This window comes from Staphylococcus sp. aM (assembly GCF_052975125.1).
The window spans coordinates 1,064,905-1,087,475 of the sequence record NZ_CP121447.1 but is presented as its reverse complement, the minus strand read 5'-3'; the positions used below and the strand labels follow the sequence as shown (position 1 = coordinate 1,087,475).

General features: G+C 32.7%; 19 protein-coding genes. 3 read left to right on the top strand and 16 right to left on the bottom strand.

Going from position 1 to position 22,571, the window contains the following annotated elements; genetic code table 11:
* Window positions 1-223: 223 nt before the first annotated feature.
* Window positions 224-1,933, bottom strand: a complete 1,710-nt coding sequence (gene acsA, locus P7F85_RS05435; protein ID WP_015364898.1) for an acetate--CoA ligase — start codon at window positions 1,931-1,933, stop codon at window positions 224-226.
* A gap of 172 nt (window positions 1,934-2,105) precedes the next feature.
* Between acsA and P7F85_RS05430 the strand changes: the two genes are divergently transcribed.
* Together P7F85_RS05430 and P7F85_RS05425 are read left to right on the top strand one after the other, a co-directional pair.
* A complete protein-coding gene (locus P7F85_RS05430) occupies window positions 2,106-2,738 on the top strand; it encodes a GNAT family N-acetyltransferase (RefSeq protein WP_002467408.1) in 633 nt (210 codons plus the stop codon).
* Window positions 2,739-2,759: 21 nt separating this feature from the next.
* Window positions 2,760-3,920, top strand: coding sequence for an acetoin utilization protein AcuC (locus P7F85_RS05425; protein WP_015364897.1), 1,161 nt, complete (start codon window positions 2,760-2,762; stop codon window positions 3,918-3,920).
* A gap of 35 nt (window positions 3,921-3,955) precedes the next feature.
* On the opposite strand, the gene ccpA is transcribed toward P7F85_RS05425, so the two are convergent.
* The 10 genes from ccpA to P7F85_RS05375 form a co-directional block, all read right to left on the bottom strand.
* Window positions 3,956-4,945, bottom strand: a complete 990-nt coding sequence (gene ccpA / locus P7F85_RS05420) for a catabolite control protein A (protein WP_002467400.1) — start codon at window positions 4,943-4,945, stop codon at window positions 3,956-3,958.
* A 299-nt stretch (window positions 4,946-5,244) separates the two neighbouring features.
* Entirely contained in the window at window positions 5,245-6,336 is a 1,092-nt protein-coding gene (locus tag P7F85_RS05415) for a bifunctional 3-deoxy-7-phosphoheptulonate synthase/chorismate mutase (RefSeq protein WP_046464404.1), read from the bottom strand.
* 339 nt (window positions 6,337-6,675) lie between these two features.
* The gene (locus tag P7F85_RS05410; RefSeq protein WP_447158574.1) at window positions 6,676-8,139 is read right to left on the bottom strand and encodes a smooth muscle caldesmon; all 1,464 of its coding nucleotides are present in this window, start codon (window positions 8,137-8,139) and stop codon (window positions 6,676-6,678) included.
* 77 nt (window positions 8,140-8,216) lie between these two features.
* A complete protein-coding gene (locus P7F85_RS05405) occupies window positions 8,217-8,708 on the bottom strand; it encodes a DUF948 domain-containing protein (RefSeq protein WP_002467416.1) in 492 nt (163 codons plus the stop codon).
* Between the two features lie 74 nt (window positions 8,709-8,782).
* Complete coding sequence (murC, locus tag P7F85_RS05400) at window positions 8,783-10,096, bottom strand: UDP-N-acetylmuramate--L-alanine ligase (protein WP_002467396.1); 1,314 nt, start codon at window positions 10,094-10,096, stop codon at window positions 8,783-8,785.
* A 21-nt stretch (window positions 10,097-10,117) separates the two neighbouring features.
* A complete protein-coding gene (locus P7F85_RS05395; protein ID WP_015364894.1) occupies window positions 10,118-13,957 on the bottom strand; it encodes a DNA translocase FtsK in 3,840 nt (1,279 codons plus the stop codon).
* 20 nt (window positions 13,958-13,977) lie between these two features.
* The gene (gene ytpR / locus P7F85_RS05390) at window positions 13,978-14,580 is read right to left on the bottom strand and encodes a YtpR family tRNA-binding protein (protein WP_002467403.1); all 603 of its coding nucleotides are present in this window, start codon (window positions 14,578-14,580) and stop codon (window positions 13,978-13,980) included.
* 18 nt (window positions 14,581-14,598) lie between these two features.
* Window positions 14,599-15,456 (bottom strand): DUF1444 domain-containing protein, encoded by an 858-nt coding sequence (locus P7F85_RS05385; RefSeq protein WP_002467410.1) that lies wholly within the window; start codon window positions 15,454-15,456, stop codon window positions 14,599-14,601.
* A 99-nt stretch (window positions 15,457-15,555) separates the two neighbouring features.
* Window positions 15,556-15,867: a thioredoxin family protein gene (locus tag P7F85_RS05380; RefSeq protein WP_002467409.1), complete on the bottom strand. Its 312-nt coding sequence runs from the start codon at window positions 15,865-15,867 to the stop codon at window positions 15,556-15,558.
* Between the two features lie 18 nt (window positions 15,868-15,885).
* Window positions 15,886-16,962, bottom strand: a complete 1,077-nt coding sequence (locus tag P7F85_RS05375; protein WP_002467406.1) for a M42 family metallopeptidase — start codon at window positions 16,960-16,962, stop codon at window positions 15,886-15,888.
* 85 nt (window positions 16,963-17,047) lie between these two features.
* Here P7F85_RS05375 and P7F85_RS05370 point away from each other — a divergent pair, with 85 nt between their 5' ends.
* Window positions 17,048-17,362 carry a PepSY domain-containing protein gene (locus P7F85_RS05370; RefSeq protein WP_015364892.1) on the top strand — a complete coding sequence of 105 codons (315 nt, stop codon included), beginning with the start codon at window positions 17,048-17,050 and terminating at the stop codon, window positions 17,360-17,362.
* 89 nt (window positions 17,363-17,451) lie between these two features.
* On the opposite strand, the gene P7F85_RS05365 is transcribed toward P7F85_RS05370, so the two are convergent.
* From P7F85_RS05365 to pepV, 5 genes are all read right to left on the bottom strand, one after another.
* Window positions 17,452-18,288 (bottom strand): YtnP family quorum-quenching lactonase, encoded by an 837-nt coding sequence (locus tag P7F85_RS05365; RefSeq protein WP_031464015.1) that lies wholly within the window; start codon window positions 18,286-18,288, stop codon window positions 17,452-17,454.
* A gap of 173 nt (window positions 18,289-18,461) precedes the next feature.
* Window positions 18,462-19,106: a tRNA (guanosine(46)-N7)-methyltransferase TrmB gene (trmB, locus tag P7F85_RS05360; protein ID WP_002465599.1), complete on the bottom strand. Its 645-nt coding sequence runs from the start codon at window positions 19,104-19,106 to the stop codon at window positions 18,462-18,464.
* A gap of 13 nt (window positions 19,107-19,119) precedes the next feature.
* On the bottom strand, window positions 19,120-19,911 hold the full coding sequence (locus tag P7F85_RS05355; RefSeq protein ID WP_015364891.1) for a phosphotransferase family protein: 792 nt from the start codon (window positions 19,909-19,911) through the stop codon (window positions 19,120-19,122).
* Window positions 19,912-20,270: 359 nt separating this feature from the next.
* On the bottom strand, window positions 20,271-21,119 hold the full coding sequence (dat, locus tag P7F85_RS05350; protein ID WP_015364890.1) for a D-amino-acid transaminase: 849 nt from the start codon (window positions 21,117-21,119) through the stop codon (window positions 20,271-20,273).
* Window positions 21,120-21,122: 3 nt separating this feature from the next.
* Window positions 21,123-22,532 carry a dipeptidase PepV gene (gene pepV, locus P7F85_RS05345; RefSeq protein WP_015364889.1) on the bottom strand — a complete coding sequence of 470 codons (1,410 nt, stop codon included), beginning with the start codon at window positions 22,530-22,532 and terminating at the stop codon, window positions 21,123-21,125.
* Between the last annotated feature and the right edge of the window lie 39 nt (window positions 22,533-22,571).

Genomic DNA, 22,571 nt, shown 5'->3' with positions numbered 1-22,571 from the left:
AATAAGTGTAAGAATGTTTGATATGTAATGACTCTCATTCTCTTACAACTTTAATAATAACCGACTCAATCAATGATGTCGAATATTTGATAACGTTTACATTACTATTATCAGAAATATTCAAAAAATATGATTGAGTCTAGAAATACTAAACTCAATCATATTTATCTTAATCGTTAATGTATGGAAATAGTTATTTTGCTAACACTACTTAATCAATCATCTAATCTTCCATTGTACTTAAATCACCTGCATCTAAATCTAACTCCCAAGCTTTTAATACACGGCGCATAATTTTACCAGAACGTGTTTTAGGTAATTTGTCTTTAAATTCAATTTCTCGAGGTGCTGAATGTGCTGATAATCCTTCTTTAACAAATTGTTTAATACTTTGTTTTAATTCATCTGATGGTTCATAACCTTCTCTTAAAGCTACAAACGCTTTAATGATTTCACCTCGTACTGGATCAGGTTTACCGATAACACCTGCTTCGGCTACTGCCTCATGTTCTACTAATTTTGATTCTACTTCGAATGGGCCGACACGTTCACCGGCAGTCATAATGACATCATCAACTCTACCTTGGAACCAGTAGTAACCATCTTCATCTTTATAAGCAGAGTCTCCTGAAACATACCAATCACCAATAAAATATGAATCATATTTTTCTGGATTTTTCCAGATAGCATGCATCATTGAAGGCCATCCTTTTTTAATGGCTAGGTTACCCATACGATTTGGAGGTAACTCATTACCTTCATCATCAACAATTGCCGCTTCAATACCAGGTAGCGGTTTACCCATTGAACCTAATTTAATATCCATAGCTGGATAGTTCACAATCATATGTCCACCTGTTTCCGTCATCCACCAAGTATCTAACACACGTTTATGGAATACATCTTTAGACCATTTAATTACTTCAGGATTTAACGGTTCACCAACAGATAAAATTGAACGTAGTGATGATAAATCATATTTATCTACAACATCATCACCAGCACTCATTAACATTCTTAAAGCAGTTGGCGCAGTATACCACACTGTCACTTTAAAGTCTTGAATCATTTTATACCATTGTTCTGGAGAGAAGCGTCCGCCAACAATACAATTTGTCACACCATTTAACCAAGGTGCAAAAACTCCGTATGACGTACCAGTTACCCAACCCGGGTCTGCTGTACACCAATACACATCATCATCTTGTAAGTCTAAAACATATTTACCTGAAATGTAATGTACTAACATGGCTTTTTGGACATGTAATACACCTTTAGGTTGTCCTGTAGACCCAGATGTATAATGTAAGATGAGGCCATCATCTTCATTTAACCATTCAATTTCAAAATCTTCACTTGCTTCTTTAAAGGAACGATTAAAATCTACATAGCCTTCTTCAACATCATCATCGACAACAACAATTTTTTCTAAATGTGGTAATTTATCTTTTGGGATTCTAGGTAACAATGCTTTATTTGTAATGATTACTTTTGCTTCACTATTTTCTAAGCGATCTGCAACAGCTTTTTCCATAAATGCTTCGAATAAAGGTCCAACGATTGCACCAATTTTCAAAATTCCTAAGAAAGCGAAATACAATTCTGGCGTTCTTGACATAAAGATAAATACTCTATCCCCTTTTTTAACATCAGCTTCATTTTTTAATACATTAGCTGCCTTATTTGAGTATTTTTTCATATCTTCGAACGTATATGACTCATGACGTCGCTCATCCTTATAATTGAGCGCCACTTTGTCTCCCTTACCCTCATCAACATGTCTATCGATACATTCATATGCCATATTGATTTTTCCTGTTTTACTCCAAGAAAAGGCTTGTTCAACATTCTTCCAATCAAAATCTTTGTAAGTTTGCTCATAATCTTGCATGTTATAATTTCCAGGTTCGCTTTGATAAACTTCAACTTTCATAAGAAAATCCCCCTTCAACTTTATGTAATCGCTTTCTTTAAAATGAATTATACATATAATTGTCACATTATTCAAAACATTTATTTATTAATCACAACATTTTTGTTATATTACAAGAAAATAAGTATAATAATAGTAAGGATTTGAGGCAATTTGATGAGGATGTGAAAAAATGAAACACATTAAAACTTATGTTACTGATAATATTGAAATTGATAATGTCAAATACAAAATTGAAGGCCCTGTTTCACACTCTTTTTTGAAAACGCTTACTTTTGATGAAGGACTTAATGCATTTCGTTCTTCTAAAGAACAATTTGAAGCATTGTTAGAAATTACTACATTGCCTGAAGGAAGAGTATATATTATACGACTAGAGCAACATATAATCGGTTACGTTACCTATCATTATCCTGATGAACTTGAAAGATGGTCTACTAGTCATCTCCCTTATTTATTAGAACTCGGTGCAATTGAATTAAGTAAATCGTATCGCCATCTGCATCTAGGTGGTCGATTAATTCAACTTAGTCTTTCTGGAGATGAGTTTGAAGACTTTATTGTACTTACTACTGAATATTATTGGCATTGGGATTTGAAGTATGCACAGTTAGACGTATTCGAATATAAACGGCTCATGCAGAAGTTAATGCAAAAAGGTGGTCTAGAAGTATTTGCAACAGATGACCCTGAAATTACCAGTCACCCGGCTAATTGTTTAATGGCAAGAATTGGTAAACGTATCACATTAGATCAACAACATGCATTTGATGATATTAGATTTCAAAATCGCTTCTTTTATTAGTTGTTTGAAAGGGATGATCTTATGAGTACTAAAAATAGAACAGGTTATGTTTATTCAGATGATATATTAAAATATAGATTTAATAACGAGCATCCTTTCAATCAAATGCGTTTAAAATTAACGACTGAGTTGTTGTTAGATGCACAATTTTTAACAAAAGAAAACATATTAGAACCAAGAATTGCAACTGATGATGAAATTGGTTTGATTCATAAATATGATTATATACAAGCCATCAAACATGCATCTCACGGTATATTAAGTGCCGAAGAGGCTAAAAAATATGGCTTTAATGAAGATACAGTTCCTTTTAGACACATGCATCAACATTGTGCACGAATTGTAGGTGGCGCGCTTAATTTAGCTGATAAAATTATGGATGGCACTTATACAAATGGTTGTCATTTGGGTGGAGGCTTACATCATGCCTTAGCCGGTCGAGCAAATGGTTTTTGTATTTATAACGATGTTGCTATTACAGCCCAATATTTAGTTAATCGCTATAATCAACGCGTTATGATTATAGATACAGATGCACACCATGGAGATGGAACGCAATGGAGTTTTTACACTAGTAATGAAGTTTTAACTTACTCTATCCATGAAACAGGTAAATTTTTATTCCCAGGATCTGGTCATTATACAGAACGTGGTGAAGATATAGGATATGGTTATACTGTCAATGTACCTTTAGAACCCTATACGGAAGATGAATCATTTTTAGAATCTTTCAAATCAACAGTTGAACCTGTCATAGCTGCATTCAAACCTGATATTATCTTGAGTGTTAATGGTGTCGACATCCATTATAGAGACCCATTAACACATATGAGTTGTACTTTAAGTTCACTTTATCACCTACCATATATGCTTAAGGATTTAGCTGAAAAATATACAGAAAATAAAATAATTATGTTTGGTGGTGGAGGTTATAATTTGTGGCGTGTTGTTCCACGTGCATGGAGTCATCTATATTTAAGTTTAATTAATGAACCAATTCAACAAGGCTACTTACCTCTAAATTGGATTAATAAATGGAAGCATTATAGTTCAGTAACACTACCTAAAAGATGGGAAGACCGTTTGAATGACTATACTTATATTCCACGCACTGCTGAAATTTCAGAAAAAAATGCACGTATATCGAATTTAGTTGCCAGTTGGTATGACCTTTCAAATTAAAAGCACACCGCATAAACGGTGTGCTTTATTTTTAACTATTTAGTTGTTCCTCTATATTCAATTCTATGTGGTAAAATCACGTTGGGTTCATCAATTTCTTCTTCGTTCATATATTTCGTTAGTAATCTCATACCAACAGCACCGATGTCATATAATGGTTGAATCACACTAGATAATTGTGATCGAACCATTTCAACTAAACGCGTATTATTAAAACTTACAATTTGTAATTCTTCAGGTACTTTAATACCTGCATCTAATGCACCATGTAAAATACCGATAGCTTGTTCATCACTAATAGATAAAACTGCATCTGGTAAATTATCTTTAATTTTATCGAAGACTTTCATACCTTCTTTGTAGCTTTCAGCTCCTGATAAATGAAGTGACTCATCTAATTTTAATTGATTTTCAGATATTACTTTATTTAAACCTGAAAGTACATCTTCTTGTGCTTTTTTAGAATAATCGCCACCAACTAATGCAAATGATTTAGCACCTTGTTTTATAAGTTGTTGTGTTACCTCTTCAGCTGCTTTTTCAAAATCAATATTTACTGACGCAACATGGTCATCCTTACCGTTTGTACCTGATACAACAACCGGAACTGAAGATTGATTAATAAGTTCTTTGATTTCTTCTGAAATGGTACCCCCTAAGAAAATAATGCCATCAACTTGTTTGCTTAAAAGATTATTAAAAATCTCTTTTTCTTTTTCTGAATCATTATCAGAATTGGAAATAATTGAATGATATTTATACATCGTTGCAATGTCTTCTAAACCACGTGCAAGTTGAGAATAATACACATTAGAAATATCAGGGATAATGACACCTACAGTCGTTGTACGTTTACTTGCAAGTCCACGTGCAACAGCATTTGGTCGATAGTTTAATTTTTTAATAACTTCATTTACTTTATTTCTAGTTTCTGGTTTAACATTTTGATTTCCGTTAACTACACGAGAGACCGTTGCCATCGATACTCTAGCTTCTCTAGCTACGTCATATATTGTTACAGTCATAGTTTCCTCCTTGAAAGCGCTTCATACGCTTTAGTATCATGTTTTCATATTATTTTCAAAGTTTACCATATTTAGAGATTCAGTGAAATAAATTTGTTTTGACGTTCACATTTCTGTCAGATTTTTAGTTTCATTACTCATTAATAAAATGACTTCACTACCATGAAAAGCAACTATGATATAACTCAACAGAGATTCAAATTAATTTTATTAATAAGTACTTTTATATAGCCACTTTAATGATCATATTTGTTACATAAAAAGAAACCTAGAACATATTTATGTTCTAGGTCAATGCTTTATTTAAGCTTCTTATCGTTATACATGTCAGCTAAAGGTTTTAATTCTTTATAGAATTCATTGAATTCATTTAAATCCATTTGTTGACCTGCATCACTTAAAGCAACAGAAGGATCCGGATGTACCTCAGCCATAACACCATCAGCACCAACCGCTAATGCTGCTTTTGCAGTTGGTAACATAATATCTTTTCGACCTGTACTGTGTGTTACATCAACCATTACAGGTAAATGTGTCCCTTGTTTTAAAATAGGTACTGCAGAAATATCTAATGTATTTCTAGTTGCTTTTTCATATGTTCTAATACCACGTTCACATAGAATGATATTTCTATTACCTTGAGAAGCAATATATTCAGCTGCATATGTGAATTCTTCTATCGTTGCTGATAATCCACGTTTTAAAAAAATTGGTTTATTTGTACGTCCTGCTTCTTTTAATAATTCAAAGTTTTGCATGTTACGTGCACCAATTTGGAAAACATCAAGATATTCATCAGCAATTTCAAAGTCATTTGGGTTCACGATTTCACTAATAACGTTTAAATTATATTTATCTTTAACATTTTTTAAAATCTTAAGTCCTTCAACACCTAAACCTTGGAAATCATATGGAGATGTACGTGGTTTAAATGCCCCGCCACGAATGAACTTTTCACCTTTTGCTTGTAAATCTGCTGCTACAGCATCTACTTGCTCTTGTGATTCAACTGAACATGGACCGAATACGAAAGATTTATGTCCTTCACCGAACATGCCACCATTGTCAAAATGAACAATCGTATCTTCTGGTTTTAATTTACGAGATACGTATAAATGCTTTTCGTTTTCTGATTTTTGTAAGTCTGTAGAGGCTTTAAAAATTTCTTTAAATAATTGTTTAATGACATTGTCATTAAATGGTCCTTTATTTTTATCTAAAAGGTCATTGATCATTTCTTTTTCACGTTGTGGATCATATACGCGTGTTCCCTGCTTGATTTTTTCTTCCCCAATTTTTTGTGCTAATTCACCTCGACGGCATAGCAATTCTAAAATCTGATCGTTAAGCGAAACAATTTCTTGTCTGTACGTTTCTAATTTATTACTCATAGTTACTTCACCTCTATCTTATAGTTGCACATTTATATGTATCACTTTAAAGCGATAAATTAAATGTATTTACGAATCATTCTAACAATTAACATTTTATAGTTCAAGCTCTAATTGTTAGAATTGATTAAATTTTCTAAAAATATACGTATATTCTTAAGTATTATGACAACTCTTTTTACGAAAATAAAAAGAGCAGAACGTCATCTATCCTGTTAATGAATAAATGATGGGTTCCACTCTAAAATGATACATTTAATTTCACTTTAAAAATCAAATACTAATCAATGAGTGCTTATATTTATATCATAATATTAACTCATATTAAATACAAACTAATTAGTCATTGAACGTACGTTTTTCAATTTTACTAGTCGTTTTTTCTACCTTTTGTTGTGTTGGTTGTTGTTTACCTTGTTGCTTTTGATTTTTATTTTGACTTGGTGTTTTTGTTGATTGTTTTGACGTTTTCGTTTGTGTCTTATTTTTGTTATTAGATTTTGTTGATGCGTTATTTTGACGTGTTACGACACCTTTATCAAATTGTGCTTTATTTTGTTTTTTTGAAGATTGCTTATTAGTTGTTTGACTTGATTTACTATTTTTTGTGTCATTAGTTGAAGATTTAGTTACTAAGTTAGGCACTTTAGTCATTTTTGATTTGGCAATAGGTGCCTCTGCTAATAAAGCGTTTGTTAATTGTGATTCTTTAGAACCTTTAGTTAACTTCGCTTGTTTATCTTTGGCTGCTGTTGCTAATCTATTAGCGAATGAGCCATCATTAGCTTTTGAACTATTTTGATTTGTTTGATCGACTAAACTTGGCGTAGTTTGTTTGTTGTTTTTAGCTACGTCTTGTTCTTTAGTAAATGCATTAGTGTCTGCCAATACTTGTGAATCATTGTTCATTTTTTGTTTCTTTGTATGAGCCGCACTAGCTAATTTATCAGCATTAGATGTTTGTGTTGATTGTTCTTTAGTTTGAGATGGATCTGATAAAGATGATTCTTCTTTAATAGCAGATTGTGCCATAGCAATTTCTTTGTCAGATACATGCTTATTGTTATCAATATTAGAATTTGCTTGTTTACTTTTTGCATCTGCTTTTGCTTCTTGGATTTCTCTTGCTTGTGGTGATTGATCTGCTAATGTATCATGATTCGATTCTGCTTGAATCGCATTCTGTTGTGCTGCAAGTTCCTTTGATGAAGGTGTTGCAGTTTGTTGATCATTACGCATAGCTTCAACTTTTGCACCTTGAATTTCACGCGCTTGTGGTGATTGATCTGCTAATTGGTCATGATTTGTTTCAGATTTAATTGCATTTTGTTGTGCTGCTAATTCAGTTGCACTCGCACCAACTTTTGAATGATTGTCAGCTTCTAATTTTGCTTCTTGGATTTCTCTCGCTTCAGGAGATTGGTCTGCAAGATTATGATCACTCACTTCTCTTTGAATCGCTACTTTTTGAGCTGATAATTCATCTGAAGAAACACCATTATTAGATTTATTTCTAAAGTTTTCTACTCGTGTTTTAACCGTTTCAATATGTTGTTCAGCTTGTGATTTATAATTTAATGCTTTTTCACGTAATTCTTTTTCTTTTGCAATAGCTTGATCTGCTTTTTCAAAGACTTTCATCTTATAGTATAAACCTAAAGCAGACCCTACAATTGCTCCTGTAATAAAGCTAACTACGAAATCTTTACGTTGTGGTGATTGATTATTTATACGAGTATGACGGCTGTATAAATCATTTCCAGTATTATTTCTTTCAAAATCATCACGATTATAGTGTTCCATGATTTATTCCTCCCTATAACAAATGCACTTAAACAAGTAACAACCTCATTTAAGTGCATTTAGTTCATTCTTATTAATTATTTATCAACACGAGTAGTGTAACTATGATCTGTATCATTTGCTACTGTGTTTGCTTTGTAATTTGCACTTCCTCGACGGTAGTGTCTATTTTGCCATTTGTCAGCAATTTCCATTGCAACATTTGACCATTGTACTACTTGAGAAATTTTATCTTCGTTTTGAGAAACATTGTGCGTAATTGAGTTAGTTACACGGTCAACTGAACCGTTTAATGTTTGAACTGAGTCACCGATACCTTTAACAGCATCTACTACAGAATTCAAACGATCAACTTTACCTTGAATGTCTTCAGTTAAACGGTTTACTTTATGAAGTAAGTCCGTAGATTCTCTTGTAATACCTTGTACTTGACCTTCAACACCATCAAGTGTTTTAGCCACGTGATCTAAATTTTTCTTAACAGAAATTAACACTACAACGATACCGATACATAAAATTAAGAACGCTATCGCAGCGATAATTCCGGCAATTGGTAAAATCCAATCCATTAAAAACGCCTCCTAAATACCTAATTATAAAATTCATTAATATTTAATACCCTTGAGAAATCATTATAAACATATTAGAAATCTTTTTTTACACCAATTTTATTTAAATACGCTTTTTGCATTTTTTGGATGTCACCAGCACCCATAAATAAAATAACTGCATTATCAAATTTTTCTAATACATCTATACCACTTTCATCAATTAAAGCTGAACCATCAATACGGTTAATTAAATCTTGAATAGTTAATTCACCAGTATTTTCTCTTATAGAACCAAAAATTTCACATAAGAAAACATGGTCTGCTGCACTTAAACTCGTTGCAAATTCTTCTAAAAATGCTTGAGTTCTTGAAAATGTATGTGGTTGGAATACTGCAATAACTTCTTTTTGTGGATATTTTTTTCGAGCTGTTTCAATTGTAGCATTAATTTCTCTTGGATGGTGAGCATAATCGTCTACTAATACTTGATTTGATACTTTTGTTTCATTAAAACGACGTTTTACACCACCAAAAGTTTCTAATGCCTCTTTAATATTATCAATATTCATTTTCTCAAGATAACTAATTGTAACAACAGCTAGTGTATTTAAGATATTATGGTCTCCATATTGTGGTGATAGGAATTGACCATAGAATTCACCATTGATGTAAACGTCAAATTGAGAACCTTGTTCTGTAATTTGAATATTTTTAGCGTATACATCATCAGTTTCATTAAATCCATAATAATAAATGGGTACATCTGCTTCTAATTTTCTAAGGTATTCATCGTCACCCCAAGCAATAATTGCTTTTTTAACATTATGCGCCATCTCTTGGAAAGCATCAAATACGTCTTCAACATCTTTGAAATAATCTGGGTGGTCGAAATCAATATTTGTCATAATTGCATAGTCAGGGTCATAGCTCAAGAAATGTCTACGATACTCACATGCTTCAAATGCAAAATAATCACTACCAGGTAATCCCATTCCAGTACCATCACCAATTAAAAATGATGTCTTTTTGTCGCCATTCATTACATGTGATAATAAGCCTGTTGTAGATGTTTTACCATGTGCACCTGTAACAGCAACAGACGTGTATTGATTAATTACATGACCAAGAAAATCATGATATCTAATCACATCTAATTTAAGTTGATGTGCTTTAACAATTTCTTCATGACTATCAGGAAAGGCATTCCCTTGAATTATCACCATGTCTTCTTTTATATTATTCGCATCGAACGGTAAAATTGTTATGCCTTTGTTTCTTAGAGCAACTTCAGTGAATACATAAGTTTCTATATCTGAGCCTTGCACCTCATGTCCAAGATCATGCATAATTTGTGCTAATGAACTCATGCCGGAACCCTTAATACCGACAAAATGATAGTGTGTCATTATAAAACTCCTTACTAAATTTTAATCTTGATTTAAATCCGCCTCAGTAATATAAACATCTCTAGGTTTAGAACCGTTAGCTCCAGAGATATATCCCAATTGTTCTAACTGATCTATGATTCTGGCTGCTCTATTATACCCAATTTGGAAATGTCTTTGTACTAATGAAGTAGATATATGTCCTTCATTAATCATGAACTCACACACATCATCAAATAAATCATCTTGTGCTTGAGTTTGTGTTTTCTTTAATAATTCCTTTTCTTCAAATAAATACTCAGGTTCACGTTGTTGTTTAATGAAATCTACAACATCGTCTATTTCTTCATCTGAGACAAATGTACCTTGAACACGGATTGGTTTATTCATTCCGCCACCTAGGTAAAGCATATCACCATATCCTAGTAGACGTTCTGCACCACCGCTATCAAGTATAGTTCTAGAATCTACACTCGATGATACCATAAATGCAATTCTAGTTGGAATATTAGCTTTTATTAATCCTGTAATGACATTAACTGATGGACGTTGAGTAGCTACTAACATGTGAATACCACATGCACGTGCTTTCTGAGCAATTCGTGCTATAGATTGTTCAACTTCTTGTGGTGCCATCATCATTAAGTCGGCTAATTCATCTATTACTATAACAATTTTAGGCATTCTTTGTTCATATGATGCTTTTTTATTAAATGCAGTAATATTTCTCACATGATATTGTGCAAATAATTTATATCTGCGTTCCATTTCTTCAACTGCCCATTTTAAACTTTGAGTGGCAGCTTTAACATCTGTAATAACTGGTGATACGAGATGAGGTAAATCGTTATACGGTGCTAATTCCACCATTTTTGGATCAATTAATAATAACCTTAGTTCTTCAGGATGATTTTTATACAGTAAAGACATCAAAATACTATTAATACATACTGATTTACCTGAACCAGTCGCACCTGCAATCAGAGCATGTGGCGTTTTAGCTATATCCATTAATAAAGGTTCATTGTTAATGCGATATCCCATTGCAACTGTTAATTTTGATTCCGCATTTTTAAATGGTTCTGAATCTACAATCGATCTCAAATTCACTTTAGCTGGATTTTGATTAGGCACTTCAATACCTACAAGACTAGTTCCTGGTATTGGTGCTTCAATACGAATATCTTTAGCAGCTAATGCCATCTTAATGTCATCTTGTAGTGCGGTAATTCTTGATACTTTTACTCCTTTTTCAACTGACAATTCAAAGCGTGTTACACTTGGGCCTTCAGTGACATTTTGTACTTCAGCTGGCACATTGAAGTAATACAATGCATCATTTAATTCCTGTTTCTTATCATCGATCCATTCTTCATTAACTTCATGTGGCTCAGGTTCTTCAAGTAAATCATAACTTGGTAATTTTATATTTGGTCCTTTTCGAATTGTAGGTTTTTGTACTTGAGGTTCTTCTGAATTACCTGACGTTTCTTGCTCATTAAGATGATTGATTCCAACTTGACTATCATCTTGATGATGATTTAACTCATTGTCAGTAACATATGATGAACTATTTTGTTTACTTACTACAGATTGATTATCATCAACATGAATTGATTCTGTAGACGTCGTATTCACAGCTTCCGAATGAGTGTTTGGTGTTGAATGACTCATTTGAACACTTTCAGAAGAATGACTTGCTTCCTGATTAGAAAACGGCTCCGATGTACTAGTATGATGTGACATTGATGTTGACTTAGTATCTTCGCTAGAACGCGATGCTTGTTTCTTATCTTCTGGTGCTAATTCAGGAACATTAACTCTTTTACCTTTATTCTTATCCATCATTCGCTTTTTATCTGATGGTGTCATTACGACATTAAATGGTTTACCACCAGTAACACGTTTCTTAGGTGTACTGGAATGTTGAGTTTGTAGTGAGTTGGATTGTTTATCAGAACTACTTGTATTTTCAGAATTTGATTCAATTTGCTCTTTAGTACTAGATTGTATTGATTCAGATGATGAATGGTTTGAACTATTATCTCGTTGGATATTTTCATCTATTGATGACATTGATTCATATTGACGTTCAGAAGTACTTGCCACATCCATTGGCTTAGCTGATGACATACTTGTATTATCACTAGAAGTCTCGTCATTATTTTTAGTTGAGTCACTTTGATTTTCTGAAGCGCTATCTGATTCTGATGATGTTTCACTTTTTATATCGGATTGACGTTTACGCTTCTTAGCATATTCTATTTCATGATCAACACTTTGTGTAACAGCATTATGCCCTCTTCTTTGTTGCCAATGATGCTCACTAGATTTTTGTTGAGATTCACTCGCTTTTTGTGACATTGATATTGGCTCAGAAGTTACATGATTAGCTGAAGAGTCACTTTCATCGATTTCACGATATTCTGCATCATCAACGTGATTAGATAATTCAGGTTCACTATTAACCATTTCATGACCCCTGTCACCATTGTCATAACTTTGCGTTTTATCCTCAGAATCTTGTTGTACGATTTCATCTTCAGTTGCGTTATCTATTGAATGATGCTCCAATTGATCCTGTACAGAATCATTATCATTATCATGATTGACTGCGTCAGATACCGTAACATCATCATCATTCACTTCGTGTCTTTGAGTGATATCATTTAAATCTATTTCTTCGTAATTATAGTGATGATTAGATTTTTCTTGGTTATCTGTATCTAATACAGTAGAGTCATCTAATTTATCCTCTTCTATATTACTATTGCTATTAGCAACGCTATCATTAAACTCTTCTTGATCTTCGATGTCTAATGAACTATCGCCTACATATTGTTGTGCTTGTTTAGCATACATTTCATCTATTGCTTTTTGGATACTATCCTCATTAGACTCTTGATTTTGTTGTCTTTTTTCTTGTAACGCTTTTTTAAATCGACGTTTCTGAAGGACTTTACGTTCACGTTCTCTACGAATTTCTTCGACAATTTGTGATGCATAAATATTATTAATATTTATCGTATTATCCTTTTTAGAATGATTTGGTGTAGTAGTCGATGCTACATTTTCATTACCTGTAGATAATTCATTATTAATAGTATTGTAATTTGATTGCTGTGAATCTTGATGTTGCTGTTGAGCGTTTGCCTTTGAATTAGATGAAAACGCTCTTGAATTCTGATTTACATAGTCTCTATCATTTCGATTATCTACTGTTACATGAGTGCTATTTTCCCCACTATCTTTAGGTGGTATAACACCATTTTCAATCGGACGTCTTTGTTTCGTGCCGAAAATGGCAGACGGTACTTCTGACGCTCTAAAATCACTTTTGTGATATGTATATTCAGATTGAGTTTTATAATTAGATTTAAATCGTTCAGATTGTAATTTCATCCTAGGTTGCGTGTTGGACGTTGTATTATGATTTTTCGTACTCGAATTGCCAAGTGACGTAGGAGAAATTTGACGGTGTGTTGATGTCGTTGTATAAGGATTGGGATCTTTCTTCTTTCTAGATTGATAACCTTTAGATTGATAACTAGAATCGAAACTACCTTCTTCATTGTCATGATTTCTTCTACGACGATGTCTTTTATTGTCTTGAGTACGGAATTCCTCTATATCATGATTGACATTTGACCGGTGCACATCTTGAGTAGTTGTGTTTTCAGACTCCGCATTTCCTGATTCAAAACCTTCCATTGGGAAACGAAACTTCCCTTTTGGACGATGATAGATATCATTATTTTGTGGCAGTAATGAGTCATGATGAGTATCATTCGATTGATTTGCCTGGCGTCTTTTATTTTTATTGCGCAATATATCTTCATTTGAATCATTATCTTCGCCAAATAATTTATCAAACCAGCTCATACTTTCACTACCTTCCTTTTTTATTCAAAAAATGCTTGTCCAATTTCATAACTATCATCTAATACCATGATACCTTTTTCTTTAGGGGCATTTGGTAAATTTAGCTCTTTCATAGAACAAATCATTCCACTAGATGCAACACCTCTAAGTTCTGCATCTTTAATGACCATACCACTTGGCATAACTGCTCCAACTTTTGCAACAACCACTTTTTGTCCTTGGTCAACATTCGGTGCACCACAAACAATTTGTAATGTGTCATTACCAACGTTTACATTAAGAACACTTAATTTGTCTGCATCTGGGTGTTTTTCTTTAGTTTCAACATAACCAACAACAAATTTAGGTGATAAATCTGCATTTAACTCAAACGTAAAACCATTGTTTTTTATCATTTGCTGTAATTGTTCAACAATATCTTCTGTTAATTTGATATGACCATTGCCTTCAATTTGAATATGATTTGAAATATTAAAGAAATTATATCCAACTACTTGGTTATCATCTTCTTTAGTAATTTCTACAACATCATTATTTTTTCTATAATTAAATTCACCTTCTGCAGGTTCAATTTGTAAGAAAGCAACGTCTCCTACACCATTGGGATTATAAAATAAATTCATACTTTTTCTCCTTTTTATTTATTTTTTATCATTAAATTTTTTACGATTTGCTTCTAATCTCTGAATCACGTTTGGGTCTCTTTTTTGCTTATTGTTTTTACCTAAAATGAATATTGGTTCAAGATGACCTTTATCGTAACCAAATGATAGTGACGTGATAGGTACAAGACCTTTAGTGAAAAATTCCATAGTTAAATGCGCCATAACATCATAACCTGTTTTATTACGAATGTCCGCAATAACTAATACATCTTGATGTGGCACTGCTACTAACATTTCACCTTCACATTGATCTTGAATATCATTTAAAAAAGAAGTATTTAAAATACGACTTGCATCATAGCCATCATTAGAATTAATAAAATAAAAGATATTTCCTTTAACTTCATCTGTACTATATTGATTGTTTAATTTTCTAACATTGAATAAAGACATTTCTTTGACTTGTTGTTGTGTCATATTTAACGTTTCTAACATGCTCTCGTCTATGAGTCGATAAGATTTACCTAAATCTAATGCATAGTAAATATTTGTTTCTGCGGTGTGATTTTCATAAATAAAGGCATTGCCTTCTTTAGTCTTCTTATCAAAACTCGTAGCACGGATTACTGGCATAATTTGAATATCTTTAAGTTGTTCAAGTCCCTGATCCGCCATTTGTGCAATTGCTTCGTCTATATAATAAATAATTTCATCAACTATTTTTTCTTCTTTTTCTTCATATTTTGCGACAATAGCATTTAATTTAATTGTGACACCTTTATGATTGTCTTTTCTATAAATTCTTAATGTTTCATCTTCACGATCAAATTTATAATTAACGTCTAAATGGTTTAAACGTTGTTTAATTTTATCTCTCATTTGAAAGACATTCATTTATAACACTCCTATTTCGCACCTCTTAATAGTTTACAATAAAACAATGGATAGTAACAGAAAAAAACAGGTTTTTAAATATATTTTTCAACTATTCAATTAAATATATTGTGATAAAAATGTATCAATTTGTTCGATGGATTTTCTTTCTTTACCAATATAACTTCCTAGCAATTCACCATTGCGATAAACTAAGAAACTTGGAATCCCCATAATCCCATTTTCAATACAAATATCTATAAATTGATCACGATCTACTGAGACAAATTTAAACGATGGGTATTTCTCTTCTAATTGTGGTAATTCTGGTTCAATAACTTTACAATCTGGGCACCAATCAGCTGTAAATTCAAACACCGTATTGTCTTGTTTTAATTCTTCAAATTGTTGTTCTGATTCTAGTTTTAACACGATCTCCACTCCTGTAAATTAATGATATTGTAACGTTTCAATTTGTGCTTCGTTTAAATTTATAATTGCTTTATTTAATAGTTGTCTAGCTGCATAGTAATCTCTAATATCAAATACAGCATCCGTACTATGAATATAACGTGCACACACACCTATAACAGCTGTAGGAATTCCTTCATTTGCTTTATGAATCTCGCCTCCATCAGTTCCACCTGGAGACATATAATATTGATGAGGAATATCATACTGATTGACTAATTGAAGTAAATAATCTCTGAACGAAGGTCTTAAGATCATTGTTCCATCTTTAATACGAATCAATGTCCCCTCCCCTAGCGCACCGGATAACTGATTAGGACCTTTTATATCATTTGCAGGAGAACAATCCACTACAAACGCAACATCCGGTTTAATAAGTTCAGCAGATGCTTTAGCTCCGCGTAGGCCAACCTCTTCTTGAACATTTGCGCCAACATATAAATCTACATCTAATTCGATATCTTTCAACAATTCTAATATCTCTATCGCGATGAGACAACCATATCGATTATCCCATGCTTTAGCACTAAATCGATACTTCGATAATTGTGTAAATGGTGTGTCTGGAACTATTGTATCGCCTATTTCAATACCCCTTTTTCTAACCTCATTAGCCGTCGTAGCACCAATATCTAACATTAAATCACTAATTTGAGGTACACCTTCATTTCCACTTCTAAAGTGTTTAGGTATATTAGATACAATTCCTGTAATTTCTTCATTATTACGACTTTTCACTTTGAGTCTTTGACCTTGCCAAATATCATTAGCAACGCCACCAAGGTTTGTAAATTGAATCATACCATTATCGGTAATCTGTGTAATCATAAATCCAATTTCATCCATATGAGCAGCTACCATCACACGTTTTGCTTTCGGTTTAGCGGATTTTTTCACTCCAAAAAAGCCACCCATTTTATTATCAATAAACTCATCTACAAAGGGTGTCATTTGATCTTTCATATATGTTTTAATATCATCTTCAAAACCTGGTGCACCATGTAATTCAGTAAGATGTTTTATTCTATCTAGTGTTATACTTTCATTTATAGTCATTTAAAGCTTCACTCCTTATAACTTATTATATCATCTTCATTATGGTAAACTAATAATATGAATTATGAATAAGGGAGATACAATGATGAAGTGTTTAAATTGTAAAAATATATCTATCATAGGTGCTTGTACGGTTGTAATCATATCAGCTGGTATCGTTGCATACCTAGCTAAGAAAAAATATTATAATCCCGATAAATTATTAAATGAAGTTAAAACTTATTTTATGGACGTTAAAGGCTCATATATCGTACATCAACCTCTCAACGATCCTAACATTAATGCTAATAGACCAGTTTATCTTGGTGGCATAACTGCAACTAAAAATGGACAACTTGTAGATTATGATTTTTATGCAGATGCCTATTCAGGTGAAGTGTTGAATATTATAGAATTATAGACTACACATTAATATAAAATTAAAGGTTATAGATTGTTCACTCAAAAATATTGAGATTCTTGAACAAAGCTATAACCTTTCTCATTGTTTTAGTATAGTCTATATGCACGTTTAACTGTTTCTTTAATATTGTGCTTATCAGATTCAAATTTTAGTGCAAAGTAGTTCTCGTCATGATAAAACAAGAACCAATAATCATTAAAAATATAATACGGAATACATCTTTCTTTTTCTTGAATAGATGTCATAGGATAATCATCATATGCTGTAACCCATAGTGGGTTACGATGAGCCAAGGTTGGGAAAATGTCGGCCATATGTACTGCTTTTTGCCCTTCGCTTTCGATAGTGATGATACAATGACCAAAACTATGTCCACCAGTATGAATCATTTTAATACCTGGAACTGGTTCGATTTCATCCTTAAATAAAATAACTCTTTCATCATATTCACCTTGATTTTCCTTCCAATATGTTGCCTGACTACGTATATTAGGTGCTAGAAACTCATGCCATTCATCTTGTTGAATATAATGTGTAGCATTTTTAAACAGAGCGTGTCCATTTTCATCTGTAAGTCCCGCAGCATGGTCAAAATGTAAATGAGTCATTAAAACCAAATCAATATCATCAGGTGTAAGTCCAAAATACGCTAATTCTTCTTTAATAAAACTTTCTTGTGTAACACCACTATTTCTTTTTTGCTTGTCAGTTAACTTATTATTTCCAATACCTGCATCTATTAAAATATTATATTTTGGGTGTCGAATGAGAATTGGATGTGTAGGCGTATGAACTTGATTCTTGTCATTCACTTTATATTTTCTTGTCCAAAGTGGTTTAGGAACCACACCAAACATTGCGCCACCATCTATATGCGTATTTCCTCCATTTATATCATCGATTGTTAATGCACCTAACTTCATAAAATCACTTCCTTATTTCAGTTTTTATACATTCAAACTTAATTATAATCTATAATATTTATAGACCATTAGCAATAAATGACTTAGTGCTATTATAGAATGACTACATGGCAATTCAGAACATATTTTAATAACAAAAAAGACAAGTCCCAGTTAAGGAACTTGTCTTTTTATTATATATTTTTATGAAATTTAGCTTCCATACGATAAATTCTAGAACCTTTTTCAGAAAACTTCTGTTCATATTCTGTTAATATATTATCTTCGTCGTCTTCATCATGTAAATTTAAATTCATCTTAGTAAAATACATACCAAATTGAGACATACTTTCTAAACTGAACGCAAAAAGACCTCTATTATCTGTTTTAAAATGGATTTCTCCGTCTTCAACTAAAATCTGTTTATATAGTGCTAAATATGTATGATATGTGAGTCTTCTTTTAGCATGACGTTTTTTAGGCCATGGATCAGAAAAATTAAGATAAATCCTAGAAACTTCACCATTTTTAAAGTATTCATTAAGTTCAATCGCATCATTACAAATCATTTTAAGATTCGATAAATTTTGCTCTTTTACTTTATCTAAGACCTTATACATGACGCTTTTTTCACGTTCCATTGACACAAAATTAATGTCTGGATGTTGTGCGGCAAGTGTTGTAATAAATTGTCCCATACCCGAGCCAATCTCAATATAAATAGGTTGCTTTTTATCAAACCATTCATCTATATGTCCAGCATGCGAACCATCCATATCCACTAAGTCTGGATGGTCTTTCAAATAATCTTCCGCCCAAGGTTTGTAGCGAACTCTCATACTCAATTTCTCCTTATATAAATAAGTTGCTATTCATCACTTCATTTAAAAATTCAAGCCAAGTATTCATATCTTTAAAACGCTTTTGTTCTTCGTACCATTGAACCATACCAATTGATTGAATAACTGTATACCACTTCATACGCTTATTTAGATTTAGACTTTCTTGAACGCCATATGTTTCAAACCACTTAGACCATTTATTTTCAGGAACGTAGTTGTAAAGCAGCATACCTATATCAATTGCAGGATCTGCTATCATAGCACCTTCCCAATCTACTAAAAATAGCTCGTCACGATCTGATAAAAGCCAGTTATTGTGATTGACGTCTCCGTGTACTACAGTGAAAAATCTTGAATCTAAATTAGGTATATGGTCTTCTAAATATGTTAATGCTTTTCTAACAACATGATGCGTTAATACTTCTCTTGAAAGAGATGCATTGATTTTATTCAACATAATTTCTGGTGTAATGGGTTCCATTTCCATTCTTTTCAGCATTGTCAATAATGGTTTGGAATTATGGATTTTCTTCAATATTTTGGCTACTCTAGGCTGTTGCATTTCGTTCGCTGTTAATTCGCGACCGTTTTTCCAATGTTGCGCCGTAACTACTTCACCAGTTTCAATTCTTTTCGTCCAAACTAATTTAGGTACAATACCCTCTGCAGATAATGCTGCAATAAAAGGATTAGTATTTCGTTTTAAAAACAACTTCTGTCCATCTTGTTCAGCCATATAAGCTTCACCAGAAGCACCACCTGCTGAATCTAATGTCCACCCTAACTGATAAAACTGCTCCAACACGTTCACCTCACTTTCAATTAGAAAATGGCTCCAGAAATATGTTTTCAAGAGCCATATATTCTAATTTATAGAAACCGTATAGTCATATCTACACGCTCATTTAAATTAATTTTACAGTTTTGTGAGTTGGCTAATTTTTATATTTTTGTCACTAAAAATATGCTTTAAAATTGCGTCCTCATTTTTTATCACTCATAGAAGATTTTATAATTTTTATCATTATATTTCAACTAAAAATGAGAAACTAAAAGACACATTTTACTAGTCCGCTCTTTTAAAAATTATAAAACTACTTTGACTTATATTATAACATATTTAGAGTGAGATAGTTGGAGAAATTTTGATAATTATTTAACTTATAAACTATGTGTTTTGATATATTCGTTAAATCCATCTTGAAGCTGTCTCGTAACGTCGCCTACATTGCCATTTCCGACATCTTCTCCATCAATCTTAACTACAGGCATGACCTCAGCTGACGTACTAGATATAATCACTTCATCTGCATTTTTTAGAAAATCAACTGTAAACGTTTCTTCAATAAATGGAATATTTTTATCTTCTGAAATCCATTTAATAACTTTTCTTGTAATACCATTTAAAATAAAGTTATTCACAGGATGCGTATACACTTTTCCATCTTTAATCGCATAGACATTACTTGAAGCACCTTCTGTAACTGTTTCACCACGATGTTGAATTGCTTCGCTCGCATTATATTTTACAGCAAATTCTTTAGCTAATACGTTTCCTAAAAGATTCAAACTTTTAATGTCACAACGTAACCAACGAATATCTTCAGTGGTTACAGCATAAATACCTTTTTCTAAATCTTCAAACGGTCTGTCATAACTCTTAGTAAATGCCATTAACACAGGTTTCACAGGCGGCGTTGGGAAAGAATGTTCTCGTGGTGCAGCACCACGTGTTGCTTGAATATAAATCCCTCCATTTTTAACACCGTTAACATCTAATAATTTACGTACTAATTCAATTAATTCATCGACTGTATAATTAAGGTCTAATCCTATTTCATTAGCACTTCTTAAAAATCTCTCAAAATGTTCTTTAACTGTAAATAACTTACCTTCGTATGCACGAATATATTCATAGATACCGTCTCCAAACACGTAACCTCTATCTTCATATGAGACCTTTGCTTCTTCTTGTTCTAAAAATTCACCATTAATAAAAACTTTTGTCATAAATTATCCCTCCACACATAATGAGTAAATCGCCTCGAGATAAATACTCGTTGCATTAAATAGTTGCTTTTTCGTGATGTATTCGTTTTTCTGATGCATTAAGTCTTCAGAGTCGCTAAACATTGCGCCAAATGCCACACCTTTGTCTAAGTTTCTCGCATAAGTACCGCCACCAATTGTATACGGTTCTGTCATATCTCCAGTTTGGTTTCTGTATGCAGTCACTAATTTTTGAACAAATGGATCATTTTTATCCACATAATGTGGCTTTTGTACTTTACCCATTTCAATTCTAAATCCTAATGCTTCAATTTCTTTTGAGAAACGATCAATAGCTTCTTCAAATTCAAAGCCTTGAGGATATCTTAGATTCACACCAAAACGTCCTGCATTTTCATTATCATAAGTCATCACACCAATATTTGTAGTTACATCACCCATAATATCAGTATGGAATTTCATTCCCATTTTTTCTCCAAAGTGAGACTCGTGTAAATATTGGTTACTAAAGTTTACAAAATCTTTTGCACTTTTATTTAAATTTAACGTAGCTAAGAATTCTAAAAGATATAGGCCTGCGTTAATTCCTAAAGAAGGATCCATACCATGAACAGCTTTACCTTCAACAGTTAATATAAGAATACCACTATCTACAGTACTTTCACCTTGAAGATGATGCGTTTCTAAAAAGTATTCAAAGTTTTGAATTACATCAGTCATGTGCTCTTTAACTAATACTTTAGCTTCTGCATGATCAGGCACCATGTTATAACGTTGCCCTGAATTAAACGCTAGTAATTCATAGTCTGGTTCATCTACATCTTCAGCCATTTCATTTTGTACTAAGTCAAAAGTCGTAATACCCTTTTCACCATGAATCGCGGGAAATTCAGCATCTGGTGCAAATCCTAAAGCGGGCATTTCTTCCGTTTGGAAATAACGATCGGTACATTTCCAATCAGATTCTTCATCTGTCCCAATAATAATATGAATGCGTTTCTTCCAATCTACTTTCATATCATTTAATATCTTCACAGCATAGTAAGCCGCAATCGTAGGCCCTTTATCATCTAATGTGCCTCTAGCAATGATAGCATTGTCAGTCACTACGGGTTCGAACGGATTTGAATCCCATCCATCGCCAGCTGGTACAACATCAACATGACAAAGAATACCTAATACATCGTCACCTTTACCCGCTTCAATTCTACCAGCGATATGATCAACATCATGCGTAGAAAAGCCGTCTCTTTCAGCAATTTGATACATATAATTTAAGGCTTCTTTTGGGCCAGGGCCTACTGGTGCATCGTCGTTTGCTTTACTGTCATCTCTTACACTCTCTATTGACAATAATCCATTTAGATCTTCAATGATTTGGTTTTCGTATTCTTGAACTTTTTCTTTCCACATTCGAATTCGACTTCCTTTTTTAATAAGTTATTTTCCATT